The following is a 23,819-nucleotide window of genomic DNA, read 5'->3' on the forward strand; positions in this document are numbered from 1 at the left end:
CTCTCAGGTATTCCACTTCTGTGTTACATCGATTTAAAAGGCAACAACCATTTCTACATCAATGTGCCTTGAATTGAAAAACCTGAGAGACTCTGAACTGACCAGATATTTAATGGGATTGGTATTATTGCTGGGTATCCTGCAGCCAATGCGACTATTCCACAGCATGCTATCGACAAGAAAACATTGAATGAAATTTGTGATTTTATATGATGTTTACAGTAGTGACTGTTCAATGAGTCAGTGGTTACAGGTTCGATTCTTCGGCATTATTACTTGATAACGTGATCAATTCTAACCGTGACTGAATATTAGCTAACTAGCATCAATCAAAAAGCGCCTAATGGCGCTTTTTTCATTTACCACATCCGAGTCGATTAAATGAAATTAGTCATATAACGAGGGGGTGTCTTCTGTGGGACGGGTTTTAAAGCGACGATGGAGCCACATGTATTGCGCTTTGTTGCGGTTAATCAGTTGTTCAACAATTTGATTGCCACGAATAGCGTCGTCTGTTTCGTTATCACCGGGGAAGTTCTCTAAAGGTGGCATTATCTCAAGGGTGTAGCCTTTATCATCGCTATTACGTTCTACAAAAAAAGGCACCACATTGGCTTTACCTAGTCTTGCCAGTGACGTTGCCCCTGTAATGGTAGCTGCATCGGGCACGCCAAAAAAGGGAATAAACACTGCGCTTGAACGGCCAAAATCTTGATCGGCTGTATACCAAATCACATCAGGGCTGCGTAAACTGCGGATCATTTGGCGCACATCACGCTTAGGGACTAAAGCTTTATTTGAGCGTAAACGGCCTTTGACTTGCAAATATTCCATCACAGGATTGTTATGTGGACGATAAACCCCTGTTCCAGGCGTAAATTGGCCAAATATTCGTGCGCCCATTTCAAGTGGTAGGCAATGAACGGCAAATAAAATCACCCCTCTACCATTGTCTAAACTTTGACTAACATGTTCGGTGCCTTTTATCGTCATATGTTGTTGCACGCGATTATTTGACCACCACCAAGCGTTAATGGTGTCAAATAAGGCTTTACCCGTTTCCTCAAAGTTACGCTCTAGCAATTGTTGTTTGTCGGCTTCACTCATATCGGGAAAGCATAAATCGATATTACGTCTTGCTGTGTGGGTTCGGCCACTGGCTATCTTCATAACTAGTCGACCAAGACTACTGCCAATTTTCATTTGCCAAGGTAACGGTAAAAGTACGGTTAAGCGCATTAAACCAACGCCAAACCACATTGGCCAATGTTTAGGGTGATATAAATCAGAAGAAAATTCGGCTTTCTCTACCACGGATAACTCGTCTAGTTCACAAAAATTATTTGATATTCTAACTCATATTTTGATGAAAATTAGGTACAATCACGGTTAATTTTTTACAAAACAGTGAATACACCATGAAGGTTTCTCTCCCAGCTTTTGAAAATGCGCGCGTTTTAGTGATTGGTGACGTGATGTTAGATCGCTATTGGGTCGGCCCAACGGGACGCATTTCTCCCGAAGCCCCTGTACCTGTTGTTAAAATTAATCAAATTGAAGATAGACCAGGTGGTGCTGCGAACGTGGCATTAAATATTGCAACGTTAGGTGGAAATGTCCAATTAGCTGGCATAGTTGGTCAAGATGAAACGGCACAAGCATTAACCCAAGGGGTAAAAGTGTTTGGGGTTGAACCGCAATGGTTAACGGTAGCAGACAAGCCAACAATTACTAAATTGCGGGTATTGTCGCGTAATCAGCAATTAATTCGTTTAGATTTTGAAGAGCTATTTGATAAAGCGACTAGCCAAGCCTTATTCGCGCAAAGTGAAGCCATTTTAGATAACGTTGACGTATTGGTATTATCTGATTATGCCAAAGGCGCTATTGATGAACCTAAAGCCTTTATTGCTAAAGCTCGAGCCAAAGGTGTCAAAGTATTAGTGGATCCTAAGGGACATGATTTTGCTCGTTATCATGGTGCATCACTTATTACACCTAATATGAGTGAGTTTGAAGCGGTTGTCGGTACTGTTACCAGCGAAGATGATTTAATTGAAAAAGCACAAAAACTCATTAAAACGCATGAGTTTGACGCCATTTTGGTGACCCGTTCAGAAAAGGGCATGACGTTAGTGTCCCACGACCAACCTGAATTGCATATTCCAACTGTTGCCCGTGAAGTGCATGACGTGACGGGTGCTGGTGATACCGTTATTTCTGCTTTAGCGACGTCTATTGCTGCTGGCGCGACATTAGCGCAAGCTTGTGCTATTGCCAATACAGCTGCTGGTGTTGTTGTGGGTAAGTTAGGGACTTCAACGGTGAGCCGTATTGAGTTAATTCAAGCATTAGCACTTAACCATGGTGAGTCAGGTTTTGGGGTCATGACTGAAGATCAGCTTGCTTATGCGATGGATCAGGCGCGTTTACGCGGTGAACGTATTGTGATGACTAACGGTTGTTTTGATATTTTACATGCAGGTCATGTGAGTTATTTACAACAAGCTAAAGCATTAGGAGACCGTTTAATTGTTGCTGTGAATGACGATGAGTCAGTTACCCGTCTAAAGGGGCCAGGAAGACCTGTAAACCCTGTAGATCGCCGTATGGCGGTGCTTGCTGGGCTAGCTGCGGTTGATTGGGTGGTGTCTTTTGCAGAAGATACCCCGCAACGTGTTATTGCCCGCTTGTTGCCTGATTCGTTAGTAAAAGGTGGCGATTATAAAGTCGAAGATATTGCAGGTGGTGCTGAAGTGATGGCCGCTGGTGGTAAGGTTGAAGTGCTTGGATTTGAAGATGGGGTATCAACGACGGCCATTATTCAAAACATTATGTCACAGAAATAATCAATGCTAAAAAACCGGCTGCGATTATTCCTGACGTTAATAAACTATGGCGTTGGTAGTGCGTTATTATTGATAAGCCAAGCCAGTTATGCGGGACAGTCTGTGCAGATTGACCCCGCAAGGGTGGCTGCAGAGTTTGTTGATGACAATGCTGCGAGAGATCCTATTCGCCAAGCTTATTACACCCCTGTAGCCTCTAAAAAAGCGCTAATATGTCATTTGGCTGTTCTTGAACAGTGTATTATGCTATTGCCTGTCTCTTTGCAACAACAATCGGCTTTTGCTACTGCAAATATTAGGCGTGCTATAGGACGTAAGAGTGCGATGGTGTTAGCTACGAAAAACAGCTTAATAGCGGGGGTGATCATTGTTAATTCTGCTAAAGATATGGTTGAGCAGAGTGGTTCCATTGGCTTAACGACTTATCAGTTGCCTTTAAATCAACAAGCACAATTAACCTTATGGCATGAAATAGGCCATTTATATAACATTTCACTGCAAGAAAGTATTTTACCTGCCTCTTTAAGCAAATATCAGCACGAATGGCTCGCAGACTTGTATTTGTTATGGCGCATTGCACAACATTATCAGCAGTTAGATTTAGCCTGGCAACAGTTTCATAGGCGTAATCTAGCTCTCATTAACGACAGTGGTAATTTGTCCCACTGGAGCGCCCCTCAACTTCAAATTGTGTTGAGTCGTTATAACCCTCAGCAATTGCGAGATTTCACTCAGTACGAGGATTTTTTAGCTGTCGTGTATCCACTTATGCCAACTTGGTCTTTGCGTGATTTGGGGGAGATTTCTAGCTTAGTTCAGCGCACTTTTGGTGCTATTCAGTCTCTGCCTGAATACATGTTTTGGCGTCAACCTGAATTAGTGGAAGTGTTGTCACCCACCTTAGAATTATTGATGGGTAAAGCTGAATCACAACGTTGGCTTAAAAAACAATTTTCAACCGTCAAATAATTTGTAAACGCATGTTACCCATTATTTATAATGTATTGGGCTCAATTGTGAGTGTTTTTCTATAACCTTTGATTTTAAAGAGTAAATAAATCGTTATCGCGATAATGTTCTGTTTTATACTGCCTATCTGGATATTGTACGGTTAAAAGTGTTGTAAATTTGCTGATCTATAGCAGAATTTTCTAGTTTGGTCTGGTAAGCTCTTTGACCAAAATAATTAGAGAGACCAAGTTTATGGCCAAGCGTTCACGAGTTGAAACTGAGTTAACCGTTAACCAAATTTTAGATGAAGCCTTTAAACAAATCATTACGATAGGCTTTGAGGCAATGTCGTACACGACACTATCAACAGCCACAGGAGTCAGTCGGACTGGTATTAGTCATCACTTCCCGCGTAAAACTGAATTTTTAGTACGTTTGGATCAACGTATGGGGCAGTTTTTTATTGAAGGATTAGATTTTTCTTCAATAGGTGCATTAGAGAAATCATGGACTGAAGTGATACAGCAACCAGAGCGTAAAGCAGTGTTACAGTTGTTTTTTAGTTTATGTGGCAGTACTGACAAGAGCATGAAAACACTCAAGTCGCTTAATTTAGTTAGAGAGGTTGCGACAAACCGTTTAGCTGAAATTGGCAACCAATGTATTGTTCGCCTTATCGGTCTTAGTGCTTTGGCATTTTTACCTGGCGAACCTGAACAAGACGAGTTATCAGCGAACTAAGTGGGCTGTGCCGCTAACATGTTTGGTTATTTTAGTTTTACCCTGTAAGTAACAAATTGATGTATAAATTGGCAATATGATCAATATTACATTGAACAGACCATTCCGTACTAATCTCTGGCAAATTGAGCAGGTATTATTACGGAATGGCGATTATGAGCGATTGAATATCGCTTCTAGATGTGTGTTTAAGCAAGTTTTCGGCTTTCATACCTATCGCACATTTCTTGTGCTTTATCTTCATCAAACTCACGTAATCCACTTAACACTAAGGTTTTAACACCACTACCAATGACGTTACCTTGGCTTTGTAACTCGAAGGTTAATGTAACATCTCCACGTTTACCATCAATGGCGAGTTCTTGTTTAATGAGATGTAAGCTAATGGTATTAAAGTCAAAGTGATCCAAATGAAATGACATGCTTTCATAGATGACCAACGGACGATCGGGATTAATCATTACCTTGTATTCTCTCATCATTGGCACGAGTACATGGATAAAGTTTAAACCAGAAAAAGCCACATAACTTTTAATAAATGCAGCTGTTTGTACATCACATTGGCATAAGTCGCCTTCTCGTTCAATATGCAGATACTCTTTGCCTTTTGTGTCGCTAATGCTGAATTTATCGGCCACATTTTGATCTACGTGAAGCTCAACATTGTCACCCACCATGCCAGCAAATTTAAATTGCATATTCTGGCTCAGGCCATATTGGGTCAGCACGAGAGCAAACAATAAATCGCCTGGTACGCAAAAGCGTTTGGCGCCAACGTCATGGATAGGATTAAAGTCTTCGGCGACTTTTTTGGCGAAGTCACTGGCTTGTTGGGCTGAAATAAACACGCTTTGATCTTGCTTAGTAAAATAAGGTGATAAAAACATAAAGAGTGATTCTTATTGGTCAGTTGTAAGTGGTATCACAAGGCACAGTTGTTAATGATAATGCGATAACAATCTAGGCTAATGAGTAACAAGGTTAGTGATAAAGTTCATTAATGAGCGAGAGTGTACTGCATAACGCAAAAAAAACTCACCCGATGACTATCAACATCAAATATTTAGGTTAAATACAGCTTTCTTGCTGCAGCTTTTTAAGCTGTGCTATGGGCCGTAAATAGATAAAAAACAGCTCGTTGTAATTATTTTTATTCAGTGTCGGTTTGCAACCAGTCAAATAGATAAATGCCAATATTGATTGGCTATAGGCTTGAAATCCGCCAAACTCAAATGGTGACTTAATTTTTATGGCTGAATGTTGGTTAGCAATATCAAGCTAATAGGCTGTTATTGGTTATCAAACATTGATGGCAGCATATCCTGAAAATGAAGATAAGGTGATATAAATTATATTTTTTTTAATATTTTTAGCATTGAAACATTGGATGCCAATGCCATTCACGTTGTTAAGTCGTCGGGCATTTATATTGTGGTAGGGTATTTTACCAAAATAAAAAATTATGTTTACCGTGCTTTTTGACGCTATACATCGCTTTGTCAGCTTGTTCGCATATATTAGCAAACTCATCAAGGTCATCAAATAAGCTAATGCCTATACTTAACCCGATACTAATCGTTTCGCCATCAAGTGTGATAGGTTGCTGGTATAAAGCAAGTAGGGTTTTAGCCATTTGCGTTAATATATCGACATTGTAGCATTGGGTTAAAATGACAAATTCATCACCGCCAAAACGTGCAACATGAAAGTCATACTGCTTTGCTGTGGTATCAATAGGGGCAAATAATTGCTGACATATACGAGTAAGATCTTGGGCGATATGGATCAATAAGCTGTCACCATAACGATGACCCAAATGATCATTAATAATTTTAAAGCCATCGAGATCGAGAAAACACAATGCACCAAAGTGATGATGTATTTGTGTTTGTTTCTCGCGATAGAAGGTATCAACTAGCGCAGTACGATTAAGCAAATTGGTCAATGGGTCTCTGTGGGCTAGTTTTGCTAAATCTTCCTCATAACGCTTTTCTTTGGTGACATCAATATGGGTTCCCATAATACGAAGTGGTTTTCCATTGATATCATATTCAATAATGCGACCACGGTCTGACACCCATGCAACCGTGCCATCTTTGTGGATCATTCGGTGCACTGCTTGGTAGGTTTCTGCTTTACCTGAAACGTGGCTTTCAAATGCGTCGATAACCCAGTCTTTATCTTCGGGGTGAAGGTTATCTTTCCAACTGTCTATATGGGCGGGTAATTCTTCCCGAGTAAAACCGAGTAGGTGACCCCATTGTTGATTAAAAATGGTTAAGTTGCCACTAGGAATATGCTGTTCCCATAGGCACAAGCCTGTGCCATCAAGTGCGGCATCCAGTTGCTCGTTTACTCGTTTATTTAACAGAGTAAGCCGATTGCGTTCATGCTCTAGTTGCTTGATTTTTTGCTTATGCTGTTCTAGCTCAAGCAGTAATTGACTCATCTCGTCCTGTTGTGCCATGGATAATAGATAATCCTGTATAGTGCAATGGCCCCAGTTTATCTGGTTATTAAATGAAAAAATACCAGCGTTAATAGCTGGTATTTTATTCACAATAAAGTTGATTTATAAGGCCCTAAGGATAGCTTCTACACTGTCTTTAGCATCGCCAAATAGCATTTGCGTATTGTCTTTAAAGAACAATGGATTTTGCACGCCGGCATAACCTGTGTTCATTGAACGCTTAAAGCCAATCACATTTTGCGCTTTCCATACTTCTAATACTGGCATACCTGCGATTGGACTGCTTGGATCTTCCATCGCAGCAGGGTTAACCGTATCGTTAGCCCCAATCACTAATACAGTATCAGTATCGGCAAAATCATCATTGATTTCATCCATTTCTAACACGATATCGTATGGTACTTTGGCTTCAGCTAAGAGTACGTTCATGTGGCCAGGTAAACGCCCTGCAACAGGGTGAATACCAAAGCGAACTTTAATGCCCATTTCACGCAGCTTTCTGGTGATTTCTGCCACCGGATATTGTGCTTGCGCAACGGCCATACCATAACCTGGGGTGATGATGACCGAATCTGATGCTTTTAGCATGTCAGCAACATCTTCAGCGGTTGTTTCCCGGTATTCACCTACGGTGTCATCACCTGATGCTACTGCGGTGTCATTACCAAAACCACCGGCAATAACTGAAATGAACGAGCGGTTCATCGCTTTGCACATAATGTAAGACAGAATCGCACCCGACGAGCCCACAAGCGCACCAACAACAATCAGCAAGTCATTTGACAACATAAAGCCTGCCGCTGCTGCCGCCCAACCTGAGTATGAGTTCAGCATAGATACCACAACAGGCATATCTGCACCGCCAATAGAGGCCACTAAATGCCAACCAAATGCAAAGGCAATTAATGTCATCAAAATCAACGGTGTTACTGCGCCGCCTGCTTGCACAAACATCATCATTAGAATAAATGAAACCACAACGGCCACTAAATTCAACTTGTGACGGTGAGGTAGCATTAGTGCTTTAGATGAAATAAGTCCGCGTAGTTTAGCAAAGGCCACAATCGAACCTGTGAAGGTAACCGCACCGATAAAGATGCCTAAAAATACTTCAACTAAGTGAATGTTAAGCATGGCACCGGTTAAGTGTTCAGATTGCTGGGATTGACTTGCTTCTACAAACGCGGCTTTAGCCGTTGCGAGTGTAGTATTAAGATCTTCTCCTAATACAACAACGATTTCAGATACTTCGTGAGGTTGAATATCAATAAAACTATTGAAACCTACGAGTACTGCAGCTAAGCCTACAAAGCTATGCAAAATCGCCACTAACTCAGGCATTTCAGTCATTTCAACTTTCAATGCTAAGCGAATGCCTATTGCACCACCAATAACCATGGCGAGAATAATCCATTCTACGCCGCTTGTGGCAGGGTTGAGTATGGTGGCTGAAAGCGCAATCGCCATACCAATAATGCCAAATAAATTACCATTTTTAGCCGTTTCTTGTTTTGATAACCCAGCTAGGCTGAGAATAAAAAACACAGCGGCAATGATATAAGATGCTGTAACCAGTCCTTGAGACACGATATTACCCCTTAATCTTTACGGAACATCTTCAGCATGCGCTGAGTGACGGTAAACCCGCCAAAGATGTTGATACTGGCGATAAGCACCGCAACAAAAGCAAGTGCAGTAACGAGCGCTGAACCTTGGCCTATTTGCAATAATGCACCGACGACAATAATGCCTGAAATCGCATTGGTGACCGACATTAACGGTGTATGTAACGAGTGCGACACATTCCACACCACGTAATAACCCACTACACACGAAAGAATGAACACCGTGAAGTGCGACAAAAACTCAGCCGGTGCGACCGAAGCTACTGCGGCAAAGCCTGCAATGCCTAATGCACCTAAAATATACTTAAGTTTTGACGGCGCCTTTTCAACTTTCTCTGCTTTAGGTTCAACGCTGGCAGCTGCAGGTTGTGGAGCAGCAGAGACTGAAATGGCTGGTGGCGGGAACGTTATTTCGCCGTCACGGGTTACGGTCATGTTGCGCATCACTACATCGTCAAAATCGAGCACCGCGTTGCCGTCTTTGGCTTTACACATTAACTTCATCAAGTTGACTAAGTTGGTGCCATAAAGTTGTGACGATTGTGCTGGTAAACGACCCGGTAGGTCGGTATAACCCAATACCTTGACGCCATTTTCGGTAATGAAGCGTTCACCAGTGACGGTATATTCACAATTACCGCCAGTAGCAGCTGCTAAATCGACAATCACTGAGCCAGGTTTCATGGTATCAACCATGTCTTTGGTAATCAGCTTAGGCGCAGGGCGACCTGGAATTAATGCGGTCGTAATGATGATGTCGACGTCTTTGGCTTGCTCGGCAAATAATGCCATCTCAGCAGCAATAAATTCGTCAGACATGACTTTGGCATAGCCGTCAGATGAACCGCCATCTTTGTTTTCAAATTCAAGCTTTAAGAAGCTTCCGCCCATTGACTCAATTTGCTCAGCCACTTCAAGGCGGGTATCAAAGGCACGTACTATGGCACCTAGCGAGCCCGCAGTGCCAATAGCGGCAAGACCTGCCACACCTGCACCAATAACCAACACTTTGGCTGGTGGTACTTTACCTGCTGCGGTAATTTGTCCAGTAAAGAAACGTCCAAACTCATGGGCTGCTTCAACAACGGCGCGATATCCGCCAATGTTAGCCATTGATGATAATGCATCGAGTGACTGTGCACGTGAAATACGTGGCACCATGTCCATCGCCATAACGGTAATCTGTTGACTTGACAGTTTCTCAACGAGTTCAGGGTTTTGTGCTGGCCAAATAAAACTCACTAGCGTAGTGCCAGGTTTCATTTTGGCGATTTCGTCATCTGACGGTGCATTCACTTTAAAAATAAAGTCAGCGTCGTACACACTGTCGACTACATCCGCCCCTGCGGCTTCAAATGCAGCATTATCAAAGCTCGACTTCACACCTGCCTGTGCTTCAATTGCCACACTAAAGCCGAGTTTTTTTAGTTGTACCACAGTGGCTGGAGTCGCCGCGACTCGAGTTTCACCCTCGATACTTTCTCTCGGTATTCCAATCTGCATGACTGTTTCCTGATGGTTAATAAAAAGACCGTCTATTGCTTTCCCCATCAATAGACCATTCCGTTCGAGTATTACTGTTTCATATGGGCACTTAGATGATAGAAAAAGTGCAGCATATGACCATTGAAGTCGGATAAACTATTTAACCAATGGCATTGTTATGACATTGTGATGCCATATTTATGTGTCGTTCTACTCAGAGAACAATCAATCTGATATATTTCATCAGTTAATTGGGGCTCTTAGCTTGCGACATCAAGCGTGTTCGGTACAAGTACCTAAAGGTTAATTTTTGGTTTTAAATTGAGGTTATTTAAAAACTTTTAACTCTGCCACACTTTTGTAGCTTAAAAAAGCCGCTTTGCATATTCCTAAATGGAATAAAAAATCATCTTTTATTCTTTTTTTGTTTTTAACCGTAGGAGTAAGCTAACCACATTACACTGTTATAAGGCCGTCTTATGTTGTTAAAAGAACTTTCAGCTTTAGCGTCACCATTGTCACAAGGACAAGTCGACAAGCTAAAACAATTCACCTCAGAATTATCTTCTGTGCAACTTGCATGGGTTAGTGGCTATTTGGCCGCAAGTGCAAATCAAGGCCAAACTGCGGCAATAGCAGAAACATCTGCCGCACAAACGGTGACCATTTTATACGGTAGCCAAACCGGTAATGGTCGTGGCGTAGCGCAAGCATTAGCCACTAAGGCACAAGCTCTAGGTTATGCCGTTAATTTAACCTCAATGGGTGAATACAATGTACGCCAACTAAAGCAAGAAACCATCTTGTTTTTGGTTGTGAGTACTCATGGTGAAGGTGAAGCTCCTGACGATGCCATTGAATTACATAAGTTTTTATCATCAAAACGTGCACCAAAATTAAATAATTTACATTACTCTGTGTTGGCGTTAGGTGACTCAAGTTACGAATTTTTCTGCCAAACTGGTAAAGACTTTGATGCTCGATTAAGTGCCTTAGGTGCGAAAGCATTATTGCCGTTAGTTGAATGTGACGTTGACTACGAAGATGCCGCTGCGCAATGGCAAGACAGTGTCATTGAAGCGTCTAAGCCATTCATTCAAACTTCCAGTGCCAGTGCCAGTGCCAGTGCCAGTGTCGTGTCTATTGGTTCCACTGCTGTTGCTGGTTCAAACCAATACACTAAACAAAATCCATACAGTGCTGAAGTGCTGGTGAGCCAAAAAATTACCGGCCGTGATTCAGACCGTGACGTACGCCATGTCGAAATAGATTTAGGCGAGTCAGGGTTAACTTATCAGGTTGGTGATGCCTTGGGCGTGTGGTTTAGTAATAACCCTGCATTAGTCGATGAAGTGATCGCCGCACTTGGTTTAGCGGCAGATGACAATGTCACAGTGTCGAAACAGTCACTATCATTAAAAACAGCATTAACCGACAAGAAAGAGTTAACTCAGTTATACCCTGGTTTAGTAAAGTCATGGGCTGAGTTGAGCGGTAATGCAGAACTTGCAGCCATTTGTGAAGACAAAGAGCAAACCAGACAGTTTATTCTTAAGCACCAGTTTGCTGATTTAGTTGCAGCCTATCCAGCCAAGGTTAGTGCCGAGCAATTGGTTGATATGTTACGTCCATTGACGCCACGCTTATATTCAATTGCCTCTAGCCAAGCAGAAGTTGAAGCGGAAGTGCACTTAACTGTCGCGCTGGTTGAAGATGAACGTCAAGGCCACGCTCGCTTTGGTGGTGCATCGCACTTTTTAGCCTCTGCAGAAGAAGGCCAGCAAGTTAATGTGTATGTTGAACCAAACAATCATTTCCGTTTACCTGAAACCCCTGATACACCGGTGATCATGGTCGGCCCTGGTACAGGTGTTGCGCCATTCCGCGCCTTTATGCAGCAACGTGCTGCTGAGGGCGTGTCGGGTAATAGCTGGTTATTCTTTGGTAACCCACACTTTGAACAAGATTTCTTATATCAAGTTGAGTGGCAGCAGTATCTTAAAAGCGGTGATTTATCGCGTTTAGACGTAGCATTCTCGCGCGATCAAGCTCATAAAGTGTATGTGCAACATCGCATTGCAGAACAAGCTGAAGCGTTATGGCAGTGGCTACAAAATGGCGCTCATGTGTATATCTGTGGTGATGCAGACCGCATGGCAAAAGACGTACATCAAGCATTAGTGAATATTGCGGTTGAACAAGGTGGCTTAAGCGCTGATGACGCAGAAGCTTACTTTGAAACACTTCGTAGCGACAAACGCTACCAAAAAGACGTGTATTAAATTTGATCCGGTTGTTAGCTCAAACCTAACAACCCAATCGCACTAATGAATTGAACAGAATTAAGAGAGGCCCAGGCCATGAGTGAGCAAAAGTTAGCGTTAAACGAATACTTAAAAATCGACAGTGATTATTTACGCGGCGATATCCAAGAGGGTTTAGATACCCAAGTGACAGGATCGTTTAGCGATGGCGATCAGCAGTTGATCAAATTCCACGGTTTTTATCAGCAAGACGATCGTGATTTACGTAACGAGCGTAAAGAGCAAAAGTTAGAGCCATTGCATAGCTTTATGCTACGAGCTCGTGTACCTGGTGGTATTTGTACCCCAGAGCAGTGGTTAGAAGTGGATAAAATTTCATCAACACTCACCACCTCAAACAGTATTCGTTTGACCACGCGTCAAACGTTTCAGTACCATGGTATTCCAAAGCGTAATCTAAAAACCTTGATCCAAGGCCTTGATCGTGCCGCACTTGATTCTATTGCCGCTTGTGGTGACGTAAACCGTAATGTGATGTGTAATCCAAACCCAGTTGAATCAAAGCTGCATGCGCAAGCGTATGCTGTTGCTAAGCATTTATCTGATCATTTATTACCACACACTCGTGCTTATGCTGAGATTTGGTTAGATGAAGAAAAGCTATTAGATACAGAAACGGTTGAGCCTGTTTACGGCAAAACCTATTTACCTCGTAAATTTAAAATGGCAGTTGCGGTTCCGCCACATAACGATGTAGACGTATACACCAACGACCTTGGTTTTATTGCGGTAGCAGAAGCGGGTGAATTAGTCGGCTTTAACTTGGTTGCTGGTGGCGGTATGGGTTCTACTCACGGTGAAGTTGAAACCTTCCCACGTTTAGCTGATGACTTTGGGTTTATTAAAACTGATGATGTCACCAAGTTTGCAGAAGCGGTAATGACGGTTCAGCGTGACTGGGGTAACCGTGTTGTGCGTAAACGTGCGCGTTTAAAGTACACCATTGTTGACCATGGCTATGATGCATTTAAAGCCGAAGTGGAAAAACGTGCCGGAGTTAAATTTGAACCTAAGCGTGATGTGATCGTTGGTGATCGTGGCGATCGTTATGGTTGGGTTGAAGGTATCGACAATAAATTTCACCTAACGTTGTTTATTGAAAGTGGCCGTATTAAAGACATGCCAGGCCAAACCTTGCAAACCGGTTTACGTGAAATTGCCAAAATTCACAAAGGCGATTTCCGCATGACCTCTAATCAGAACATGATTATTGCGGGTGTGGCAGCACAAGATAAAGCTGAAATTGAAGGGTTAGCCCGTAAACATGGTTTATTGGGGCAAGTATTAAGTGGTACTCGCGGCCATTCTATTGCCTGTGTGGCGTTACCAACGTGCCCATTAGCCATGGCGGAAGCTGAACGTTACTTTCCTGAGTTTATCGATCATATTGATGCACTACAGGCAAAACACGGCATTAGCGAGCAATCAATCGTGGTGCGCATGACAGGTTGTCCAAACGGTTGTGCTCGTCCATTTGCAGCCGAAATTGGTTTAGTGGGTAAAGCACCAGGGCGCTATAACTTGTATTTAGGCGCCAGCTTTGAAGGCACACGTTTAAATAAAATGCATAAAGAAAACATCCAAGAAGCTGAAATTTTAGCTGAATTGGATACTTTGTTTGGCCGCTACGCCACAGAGCGTGATGCGGGCGAAACCTTTGGTAACTTCACTGTACGCATTGGTGTAGTGAAGGCGGTTATAGATGCCGCTAAGGATTTTCATGCTTAATCAAGTGGTAACGACTGCGTCAACAGACGCGGCCGTCGATCATTCTGTCACTCCGGCTCAACTGCAGGCGTTATTATTAGCGCCTAAAGCAGAGCAAGCAGCTGCGCTTGAAAACATTAACCAGTTTTTAGCTGGGTTAACGGCGCAGCAACGTGTTGCTTGGGGTTTAGCGTATTTACCGGGCGAGCATGCGTTATCGTCTAGCTTTGGGATTCAAGGCGCGGTGATGTTGCACATGTTGACTCAAGCGCAAAGCGATATTCCGGTAATTTTAACCGACACAGGCTATTTGTTTCCTGAGACTTATCAATTTATTGATCAGTTAACTGAGCGCTTAAACCTCAATCTTAAAGTATACCAAGCGGGTCAAACTCAAGCGTGGCAAGAAGCCCGTTTTGGTAAGCTGTGGGAGCAGGGGATTGATGGCTTAGAAAAGTATAACCGCATCAATAAAGTTGAGCCTATGCAGCGTGCATTAGCTGAATTAAACGTCGGTACTTGGTTTGCAGGCTTGCGCCGTAGCCAGTCGAGTACCCGTGAAGCATTGCCTATTTTAGCCATTAGTGGCAAACGTTTTAAATTGTTACCCATCATTGAGTGGAGCAATAAAGACGTGCATATGTACCTAACTGAATACGACTTGCCATATCACCCATTATGGGAGCAAGGCTATGTTTCAGTCGGTGATACTCACTCAAGCAAACCACTTGAGCTGGGCATGACTGAAGAAGAAACTCGTTTTAACGGCTTAAAACGAGAATGTGGTTTGCACTTCGATATTTAATCATTTAGCCATGAGTTTATATGAGTCATCTGTTACTTATATCATCTCATGGCAATATGACTTGTTCTGATATATTTTTTGCCTTTATTATCTTTCTACTAACCTTGGCCTCGTCATCTTGTGTTTCAGCTATTTGGTTATCAGCTTTTAATAGATAATCATTAAATTTTGTTAAATTTTCATGCAACTCTGCCGATACTAGTCTAAATTTAGAAATTCCCGTAGATGGTTTTTGTTGACGTTTTGGGATTGTTTTTGCAGTCCACGTACCTTCAAAAGCTTCGCTCGCATCCTCGAGCACATTGATTGACTTGTTAGCGTATAAGCAATCGATTCGGTTATTCCCGATAACTCTGTCGTAAAGAGTTATCGGGAAAGCCTCAAATTCATTCTAGAATTACGCTTTCTCACGATATATTCATCACTCAGTTTAGGGGCGGCCTATTCGAGCAGCGTTTGTTGTTCATTCTTACTGTTAATGTAGAATACCGACACAACAAAGCCTCTGCCTTGTCGCTCTTGTTTACGTAATGACCGACAATTCGCTGCAAAAACAACTTTGAAAGATCAACAGGCCCCAGAGTAAATAATACGTTTCCTGCTGACGTCGCATGTTATTTGTGTGCCATTTTTATTAATCGCATACAACGACTCCTAATGCGCTCATTAATAATTAATGTTAAATTAATCCATCGTTTATCGGTGTAATCGACAATGCCTACCCGAAATAAATAATGAATCTTTTTAATGCTAACTCATAACATGGAAGAGTTAACAATCATATAAATTGGAGTTTATAGATGAATAAAATGGCAATTGCTGCTGTAGTATTAGCTGTTGGTGCTGGAGGATATTTGCTATCACAGCAGGGATCATCCGTCGTTAAAAACGATCCAATGTTGGACTATGTTCCAGCAGATACTTTAGCGTTTTCTGGGCAGTTAGTACCATTTCCGTTAAAAGATTATTTGTATAGTATTGCAGGTAATTATCAAGCTTATGATATGGATAATATCTTGTCATTAGATGATAGTTTATCTGTTCAAGAGCGCTTTTTTGTGAGCTTATATAAGCAATATATGACTGTATTGCCTGAACCAGAAACCTTGCTATCGACCTACGGTTTACCCGATTCAATTAAGAGTTATTTTTATACCTTGGGCGCATTGCCCGTTATGAAAATTCAACTGAGTCATCCAGAAGCATTGTGGGCGGAATTAGATCGTGCCGAGCAAGAAAGTGGGTTAACTCATACAATGGGCAAGTCTGGTTCTGCGGAATATCGCGGTTATGCATTAACTGATGCAGGTGAAAAAGAACAGGTTGAAATTGTATTTTCTGTTAAAGATAGCTGGTTAACTGTGACATTGAATACGTCATTTAATCAACCTCAATTGCTTGAAACTGCGTTGGGAGAAAAGAAAGTCGAGCATCCCATTAGCGACACAACCCTGCTACAAGACATCGCCAAAACTCATGGTTTTATGAAAGACAGCATTAGCTTTATTAACCATGTTGAATTGGTTAAGGGGTTAACATCGGTTGATGGCAATATGCTGGCCAAGCAAATGACAAAAATGATTGGAATACAGGGTGAAGATCCATTTGAAGAACTGAAAACACCGGTCTGTAAAACGGAGTTAAATGCAATAGCAGCCAACTGGCCGCGCAGTGTTATGGGGCTAAATTCATATTCTATTACTCGTGATGAAAGTACTATCGATGCTGCTGTTGTCATTGAAAGTAACAACCAAGTGATTTTATCTGCATTGAATAAAATACGTGGTTTTGTGCCATCATTTGCAAATAATGGGCATGATAATATTTTATCCGTTGCACTAGGCGTTGACGTTAACAAACTCGCGCCAGCCTTAAGTGAAGTGTGGAGTGATTTGCAAACGCCTAGTTACCAATGTGCTCCATTAGCTGAAATGCAATCAGAGTTGAGTGCCTTAAATCCGGCGATGTTAGGCATGGTGACGGGAATGGCGAATGGCGTTAAAGGTATTAGCATGACATTAGCTGATTACAAGTTAACGGAGAAAAATGGTCAGCCAAGTTTTGAAACATTAGATGCCTTAATTAGCGTGTCAGCTGAAAAACCGATGGCATTAGTGGAAATGATGAAACCGTTTTATCCACCGCTTGTGGATGTGGATTTAAAAAATAATGGCGATCCAGTCGACATCACCCCAATGTTAATGTTGCCAGCAGAATTAGGTGTTAGCGCTAAATTAGCCGTTAAAGGTAGTCATTTAGTTGCTTATACTGGCGACAGAGGAACAGAGTTAGCCGATCTGATGTATAAGCAATCACTTGAAGCAAATGGTTTCTTTGATTTGTCTGTTGATTACCAGAAAATGTTTGCTCCGTTAGTTGATATGGTCGAAATGAGTGGTGAACCCATGCCAGAAGAGTTATTGATGTTAAAAGACTACGACATGCGTTTACAGATGTCGGTAGACTTTACTGATAAAGGCTTGGTGATTGGGTCTAAAGTAAACACTAAAGCGAGCGCTAAATAATGTTAATGATGGCTATTTTGCTCATCTGTTAATGAAAGAGGTGACCTAATTGGTCACCTCTTTTTTATTTTATGTATTTCATTTTAGACACCTAAAATGGGTGCAGATACTGGATGCCGCTTACAGAATGTCATTTAAAGCAATGCCAATACCAATGCGCTGATTGTGATGGTTGTAATCTATTAAGCTCTCACCGTAGCCATTAAAATACTGAGTATATATCCGTAAAGTACCAATAATCGGGTAACTCCAGGTTAATTCAACTGCACCGCGATTAGTATCACGTAGGTTGTTACGCAGAAGCATCGTAAAGCGATGTTTATCTAGACCATATACGCCAGTGAGTTCAAAGTTACCCATATAACGGTTGATGTCTGGATTGTCATCGCCTTTAGCTTCATTAACATTTTCTTTTTCATCTTCAGGGATACGCCACCATACTCTAAGCCCAAGTGCGAAGGGACCTCGGTCAAATACTGCACTGCCGTATATTCTATTCCAGCTGCGGGATAATTGATTGGTTTGGCCATTAGATTGATGCACCGCACCAAAACCTAAAAACGAATTTGTAAAGCCGCCAATTTTCCAATCATTATTAAATAACATAAACACTTCTGGTTCATGATTGGTTTCGCGAAACGGAGATGATGCCTCTTCGTTATAAACTTGCCAATATGATTGATTGGTATAAGCAAAGTACAAATGGCCATTATCACCAAAAACGTTATACATAATCGGAAACTTAAAACTGATTTGGAACTTTGCTTCTAGCTTATCAATGGTGAAATCTTCATCTGGGTATTTTATTTCAAATGGTAATGCGTGAGTACGTGTTTGATACGTAACCGGGAGTAAGTAGTTTGCCTTATGTGGAGTGATCACAAACGGCTTTTCAGATGTCGCTAGTTCATCTTTCACTCGAGCATCGACTAATGAGTCTTCTGCATGAGCAAACAAACTATTGCCAAGTAACAGTATCGAAAGTCCAAGATATTGAGTAGTTTTTATCATTGCATCATCCATAAGCATCATTATTGGTGGATTATAGGTTTAGTACTTATTATTGCTATGTTCGACTGTCATTGTTATCAATTGATAAGGTTTTGTCGAATTATGTTAACAATTCTTTTTCTTTTCACCAGCACATTCTATACGTATCAGCCTGTCAAATAGCGTAAAGCGTGAGTAAATAATCTCATATTCTATTTAGTTATAAAAACTAACTATTAACTATTATATATGGAATATAGAAAACGCTATATTTGATGATAGTGAATTAGCTTGAGGTAGATGTGATGGAATTAGTATCGATGCCGGGCCAAAAGGCCAAAGGCAAAGTATGGTTAGTCGGCGCAGGTCCTGGTGACGTAGAGCTACTAACCTTAAAAGCCTATCGCGTGCTTAAACAAGCTGATGCAGTGTTGTATGACGCATTAGTTAGCCAAGATATTTTAGATCTTATTCCGCCACAAGCCGAAAAAATTGCCGTGGGTAAACGTGCTGGCAAGCATAGTGCACCACAAGATGAGATTAATCAACTGCTAGTGACGAAAGCGTTTACCCGCAAAAATGTGGTGCGTTTAAAAGGTGGCGATCCGTTTATTTTTGGTCGTGGTGGTGAAGAACTACAAACCTTAGTAGGTGCCGATATCGCATTTGAAGTTGTTCCAGGTATTACCGCAGCAAGCGGTACCTCGGCTTATGCTGGTATTCCGTTAACACATCGAGATTACGCCCAAGGGGTGACGTTTATTACCGGTCATTGTCAATTAGCTAGTCGTCCTATGGATTGGCAGGGTTATGCTAACCCCAATAATACCTTAGTGGTTTATATGGGCATATTAAATGCCAGCATTATTAGCGATGGATTAATTGGCGCGGGTAGAAATGCCGATACTCCGGTGGCTATCGTGTCAAAAGCCACCACTTCATCACAACAGCGTTTTATTGGTAAGTTAGGTGAGCTGGCTCAATTAGCGGCTGACCCAGCTTTGCAGATGCCTGCGCTGATGATTATTGGTGAGGTTGTTGAATTAGCAGACAGTTTACATTGGTTTGATCCCGTCACTGCACAACAAAAAACGGCACAACAAAAAACAGATTTAGATGCAGTGGCAAAAGCGCTGTAGTCGAATAATTTAACCCGCTGCTTTGCAGCAATATTAGGTAATGGAGAATCATCATGGCAGGCCGTTCGTTAAGCCATTTACAACAACTGGAAGCTGAAAGCATCCAGATCATCCGTGAAGTTGCCGCCGAGTTTGGTAACCCTGTGATGCTTTATTCTATTGGTAAAGACTCATCAGTGATGCTACATCTTGCACGTAAAGCATTTTACCCTGGCAAAATTCCATTTCCCTTATTGCATGTGGATACGGGTTGGAAATTTAAAGAGATGATAGCTTTTCGTGATGCGCAGGCCAAAGCGTTTGGTTTTGAGTTATTAACGCATACCAACCAAGAAGGTGTTGAGCAAGGTATTGGTCCATTTACCCATGGCAGTGCTAAGCATACCGATATCATGAAAACCCAAGGTTTAAAGCAAGCTTTAAATCAATATGGGTTTGATGCTGCTTTTGGTGGTGCCCGCCGCGACGAAGAAAAATCTCGTGCTAAAGAACGCGTTTATTCGTTCCGTGATAAGCATCACCGCTGGGACCCAAAAAACCAACGTCCAGAGTTATGGCGTACCTATAACGGCGCAGTCAACAAAGGCGAAAGTATTCGGGTGTTCCCATTATCTAACTGGACTGAGCTTGATATTTGGCAATACATCTATCAAGAAAACATTGAAATCGTACCGTTATATTTTGCCGCTCCTCGTACAGTGGTAAATAAAGGCGACCAGCTGATCTTAAAAGATGACGATCGTATGCCTATTGAAGCTGGTGATGTTGAGTCAGTTGAACGAGTCCGTTTTAGAACCTTAGGTTGTTATCCGCTAACTGCGGCGATGCCTTCAGAAGCTGACACCTTAGAAAAAATTATTGAAGAGATGCTGCTAACCCGCTCAAGTGAACGTCAAGGTCGCTTAATTGATTCAGACCAAAGTGCGTCAATGGAGCAGAAAAAGCGTCAAGGCTATTTCTAAGCAATTGAACATGGTTGCCTAAACAACCCAGCATGCGAACGAATTTGAGTGAGAAAGATTATGGACCAAGCAAAAACGAATACCGACCGTATGGCAGCCCAGATCCAGCTGCACGGTGTAAAAGAATACCTAGCACTACAACAGAACAAAGGCTTATTGCGTTTTTTAACTTGTGGCAGTGTTGATGACGGTAAAAGTACCTTAATTGGTCGTCTACTGCATGACAGTGCTCAAATTTATGAAGATCAGCTTACTAGTCTAAAAAATGACAGCGCCAAAATGGGTACCACAGGAGAAGCCATAGATCTCGCGTTATTGGTAGATGGTTTACAAGCCGAACGTGAGCAGGGCATTACCATTGACGTGGCTTATCGTTATTTTTCCAGTGAAAAACGTAAGTTTATTATTGCAGATACTCCAGGCCATGAACAATACACCCGTAACATGGCAACGGGTGCGTCAACTTGTGACTTAGCCGTTATTTTGGTTGATGCTCGCTATGGTGTTCAAACCCAAACTAAACGTCATGCCTTTATCGCGTCATTGTTAGGATTACGTCATTTTGTTGTGGCAGTTAACAAAATGGATTTAGTCGGTTTTGATCAAACTGTATTCGAGAAAATTCAAGCTGACTTTACTGATTTCGTCAAAGACTTTGGTGATTTAGATATTCACTATGTGCCGTTATCTGCCTTAAATGGCGACAACGTGGTTAACCGCAGTACACAGTGTGATTGGTATCAAGGTGGCACTTTACTTGAGCTACTTGAAACGATCGATACCCAGCGCGAATTGAGCGAGTTACCAGTGCGTTTTCCAGTGCAGTACGTATTACGTCCTAACTTAGATTTTCGTGGTTTTTCTGGCACGTTAGCGTCGGGCGTTATTAAAGTGGGTGACGAGCTAGTGGCATTACCATCGGGTAAGCGCAGTAAAGTTGAACGTATAGTGACATTTGATGGTGACTTACCAGAAGCGGTAGCCGGTCAAGCTATTACCATTACCCTTGAAGATGAGATTGATATTTCACGTGGTGACTTATTAGCCCAACCTACAACCGCGCCAGAAATCGCTAATCATATTGTTGCGGATCTGGTGTGGATGGATGAAAAACCATTACAAATTGGCCAGTTATACGACGTGAAAGTCGCAGGTAAGAAAACCCAAGCCGTGGTCAGTGAAATTGAATACATCACCGATGTCAACACACTTGAGCGCAGCGCAGCAAGCACATTAAGCTTAAATACCATTGCTCGGGTTAAGTTAGATTTAACCGAATCAGTGGTGTTAGATGCTTATAGCTTAGTGCGTGACACTGGCGGAATGATATTAATTGATCGTTTAAGTAATGCTACCGTTGCCGCCGTTATGGTGGTCAGTGGGCATCAAGGTGACAAGCAAAATACTTCTGAGTTTAGTGCATTTGAAGTTGAGTTTAATGCGCTAGTACGTAAGCATTTCCCGCATTGGAATGCACGCGATATTAGTTTGCTTGGAAAATAAATAATGAGCGAAATATGGCTGTTAGCGATAATTTTGTTAGCACTGGTTGGTGGGCTTCTTGCTGGGCTTGCAACACCGGCCGCCATGTTTTTTTTCGCATCATTGCTTTGTTATTTTATTGGGCTAGTTGACTTAAATGTGGCACTTAGCAGCTTTACCAATAACGGGCTGATAACCCTAGTGCTGTTGGTGTTGGCTGCTACTGCTCTTGAAAAAACCTCATTATTGGGTAAATTGAGCCAAGTTATTGGTAAAGGTTCATTATTTTCTACGTTGGCTAAGTTAGGCATATCGACGGCGTTGTTGTCGTCGTTTACCAATAATACTGCGGTCGTGGCCTCGTTAATTGGTGTTGTGCGCCGTAATCAAGCGCATGCTCCTTCTAAGTTATTGTTGCCATTAAACTATGCGGCCATTCTTGGTGGCACGCTTACGCTTATTGGCACTTCTACTAATTTGATTGTTAACTCGTTTGTTGAAAATGCTGGCCTTGAACCTTTAGGTTTTTTTGAATTCTCACAAGTGGGTGCGTTAGTCGTTATCATTGGTCTATTGATGCTGACCATAATGGCTAACTTTTTACCCGATAGACGTGAAGAATCGGAAGATGAGGCATTACCTTATTTACTTGAAGCCCATGTTGCAAAAACCTCGACATTAGTAGGCAAGAGCGTGATAGATAATCGCTTGCGCGCGTTAAAAAAACTTTATTTAGTTGAGTTGGAGCGAAGTGGCATTCGTATTTGTCCTGTGCCACCGCAAATGGTGCTGCAAGCAGATGACGTATTACGTTTTAGTGGTTCGGTTGAGTCGGTTGAGTTATTGCATCAATTTGACGGTTTAGAGTGGTTTGGTAAACAACATGCTAAAGGTCAAAATTTAGTCGAAGCTGTGTTAGCGCCATCGTCGAGCTTAGTGGGGACAACGCTAAAAGATTCGCGCTTTCGTGAAGTGTTTGATGCCGCAGTAATGGCAATTAGACGTGGCAACCAGCGCTTAAAAGGCGGATTGGGCGATGTGGTTTTACAACCTGGGGATGTGTTATTGCTCACCCCAGGCGACCGATTTTCTAAATGCCCTAATTTAACCAGTGACTTTGCAGCCATCAGCGGTTTAGATTTAAGCGTTCGCTTAGATGAAAAACGCGGTATTTGGGTGCTTGTAGGGTTTACATTAACCATTGTCGCGAGCATTTTTGAAGTATTACCGTTAGCGAAGGGGTTAGCGCTATTGTTACTCAGCTATGTGGCAATTGGTGCGATAACCATAAGTGAGCTTAAACGTCGTTTTCCTATTGAATTGGTGGTGATTGTAGGCAGTGCCTTGGGCTTAGCTAACTTAATGGTTACAACTGGCCTAGCAGATATAATGGCACAAACCTTATTGAGTGTGTTTAGTGGTTATGGGGTGTTTGCTGCCTTTGTTGGGATTTATTTGATTACCTTAATTGTTACCGAGTTAATCACCAATAATGCAGCTGCGGCCCTTGCTTTTCCAGTGGCCTATGCCGTTGCAATGAGTTTTGGCGTCGATCCGCGTCCGTTCATTATGGCTGTGGTATTTGGTGCTAGTGCGAGTTTTATTTCACCTTACGGCTACCAAACTAATCTGATGGTATTTAATGCTGGTAACTATAAATTAAGCGATTTTGTACGCTTAGGTTTACCGTTATCAATAGTGTATTCCTTAGTGGTTATTTTTTCGATTCCGTATTTCTTCCCGTTTTAAAGAATTTTAGTGTGG

At 42.0% G+C, this 23,819-nt stretch carries 17 protein-coding genes; 11 read left to right on the plus strand and 6 right to left on the minus strand.

Translation table 11 applies throughout. The features are described 5' to 3' along the window. Positions 1-387: 387 nt before the first annotated feature. On the minus strand, positions 388-1,314 hold the full coding sequence (locus ACWXWT_RS03380) for an LpxL/LpxP family Kdo(2)-lipid IV(A) lauroyl/palmitoleoyl acyltransferase (protein ID WP_456040202.1): 927 nt from the start codon (positions 1,312-1,314) through the stop codon (positions 388-390). A gap of 104 nt (positions 1,315-1,418) precedes the next feature. Between ACWXWT_RS03380 and hldE the strand changes: the two genes are divergently transcribed. From hldE to ACWXWT_RS03395, 3 genes are all read left to right on the plus strand, one after another. After that, a complete protein-coding gene (gene hldE, locus ACWXWT_RS03385) occupies positions 1,419-2,849 on the plus strand; it encodes a bifunctional D-glycero-beta-D-manno-heptose-7-phosphate kinase/D-glycero-beta-D-manno-heptose 1-phosphate adenylyltransferase HldE (RefSeq protein ID WP_456040203.1) in 1,431 nt (476 codons plus the stop codon). 3 nt (positions 2,850-2,852) lie between these two features. Beyond that, positions 2,853-3,818, plus strand: coding sequence for a hypothetical protein (locus tag ACWXWT_RS03390; protein ID WP_456040204.1), 966 nt, complete (start codon positions 2,853-2,855; stop codon positions 3,816-3,818). A gap of 234 nt (positions 3,819-4,052) precedes the next feature. After that, positions 4,053-4,541 (plus strand): TetR/AcrR family transcriptional regulator, encoded by a 489-nt coding sequence (locus ACWXWT_RS03395; protein WP_456040205.1) that lies wholly within the window; start codon positions 4,053-4,055, stop codon positions 4,539-4,541. A 188-nt stretch (positions 4,542-4,729) separates the two neighbouring features. Here the strand turns inward: ACWXWT_RS03395 and ACWXWT_RS03400 are convergent, their stop codons facing one another. The 4 genes from ACWXWT_RS03400 to ACWXWT_RS03415 form a co-directional block, all read right to left on the minus strand. Beyond that, positions 4,730-5,428, minus strand: coding sequence for a DUF3581 domain-containing protein (locus ACWXWT_RS03400; protein ID WP_456040206.1), 699 nt, complete (start codon positions 5,426-5,428; stop codon positions 4,730-4,732). Positions 5,429-5,985: 557 nt separating this feature from the next. Then, on the minus strand, positions 5,986-7,008 hold the full coding sequence (locus ACWXWT_RS03405) for a diguanylate cyclase domain-containing protein (protein WP_456040207.1): 1,023 nt from the start codon (positions 7,006-7,008) through the stop codon (positions 5,986-5,988). A gap of 105 nt (positions 7,009-7,113) precedes the next feature. Next, the gene (pntB, locus tag ACWXWT_RS03410) at positions 7,114-8,598 is read right to left on the minus strand and encodes a Re/Si-specific NAD(P)(+) transhydrogenase subunit beta (protein ID WP_456040208.1); all 1,485 of its coding nucleotides are present in this window, start codon (positions 8,596-8,598) and stop codon (positions 7,114-7,116) included. An 11-nt stretch (positions 8,599-8,609) separates the two neighbouring features. Then, on the minus strand, positions 8,610-10,139 hold the full coding sequence (locus tag ACWXWT_RS03415) for a Re/Si-specific NAD(P)(+) transhydrogenase subunit alpha (protein WP_456040209.1): 1,530 nt from the start codon (positions 10,137-10,139) through the stop codon (positions 8,610-8,612). 461 nt (positions 10,140-10,600) lie between these two features. On the opposite strand from ACWXWT_RS03415, the gene ACWXWT_RS03420 reads away from it, so the two are divergent. The 4 genes from ACWXWT_RS03420 to ACWXWT_RS03435 all read left to right on the plus strand — a co-directional run bounded on the left by ACWXWT_RS03420 (position 10,601) and on the right by ACWXWT_RS03435 (position 17,482). Then, complete coding sequence (locus tag ACWXWT_RS03420) at positions 10,601-12,403, plus strand: assimilatory sulfite reductase (NADPH) flavoprotein subunit (RefSeq protein WP_456040210.1); 1,803 nt, start codon at positions 10,601-10,603, stop codon at positions 12,401-12,403. Positions 12,404-12,481: 78 nt separating this feature from the next. After that, on the plus strand, positions 12,482-14,173 hold the full coding sequence (cysI, locus tag ACWXWT_RS03425) for an assimilatory sulfite reductase (NADPH) hemoprotein subunit (RefSeq protein ID WP_456040211.1): 1,692 nt from the start codon (positions 12,482-12,484) through the stop codon (positions 14,171-14,173). Beyond that, on the plus strand, positions 14,166-14,957 hold the full coding sequence (locus tag ACWXWT_RS03430; protein ID WP_456040212.1) for a phosphoadenylyl-sulfate reductase: 792 nt from the start codon (positions 14,166-14,168) through the stop codon (positions 14,955-14,957). Before cysI ends, ACWXWT_RS03430 begins: the two co-directional genes overlap by 8 nt. A gap of 800 nt (positions 14,958-15,757) precedes the next feature. Beyond that, a complete protein-coding gene (locus ACWXWT_RS03435) occupies positions 15,758-17,482 on the plus strand; it encodes a hypothetical protein (protein ID WP_456040213.1) in 1,725 nt (574 codons plus the stop codon). A 120-nt stretch (positions 17,483-17,602) separates the two neighbouring features. On the opposite strand, the gene ACWXWT_RS03440 is transcribed toward ACWXWT_RS03435, so the two are convergent. Then, the gene (locus ACWXWT_RS03440) at positions 17,603-18,493 is read right to left on the minus strand and encodes a phospholipase A (protein WP_456040214.1); all 891 of its coding nucleotides are present in this window, start codon (positions 18,491-18,493) and stop codon (positions 17,603-17,605) included. A gap of 284 nt (positions 18,494-18,777) precedes the next feature. Between ACWXWT_RS03440 and cobA the strand changes: the two genes are divergently transcribed. The 4 genes from cobA to ACWXWT_RS03460 are packed head-to-tail and all read left to right on the plus strand — an operon-like array spanning position 18,778 to position 23,804. Then, complete coding sequence (gene cobA / locus ACWXWT_RS03445) at positions 18,778-19,611, plus strand: uroporphyrinogen-III C-methyltransferase (protein ID WP_456040215.1); 834 nt, start codon at positions 18,778-18,780, stop codon at positions 19,609-19,611. A 53-nt stretch (positions 19,612-19,664) separates the two neighbouring features. Next, complete coding sequence (cysD, locus tag ACWXWT_RS03450) at positions 19,665-20,573, plus strand: sulfate adenylyltransferase subunit CysD (protein ID WP_456040216.1); 909 nt, start codon at positions 19,665-19,667, stop codon at positions 20,571-20,573. Positions 20,574-20,633: 60 nt separating this feature from the next. Continuing rightward, positions 20,634-22,076, plus strand: a complete 1,443-nt coding sequence (gene cysN / locus ACWXWT_RS03455; RefSeq protein WP_456040217.1) for a sulfate adenylyltransferase subunit CysN — start codon at positions 20,634-20,636, stop codon at positions 22,074-22,076. A 3-nt stretch (positions 22,077-22,079) separates the two neighbouring features. Beyond that, positions 22,080-23,804: an SLC13 family permease gene (locus tag ACWXWT_RS03460; RefSeq protein ID WP_456040218.1), complete on the plus strand. Its 1,725-nt coding sequence runs from the start codon at positions 22,080-22,082 to the stop codon at positions 23,802-23,804. Positions 23,805-23,819 lie beyond the last annotated feature (15 nt).

The organism is Shewanella sp. A22 (genome assembly GCF_053850585.1).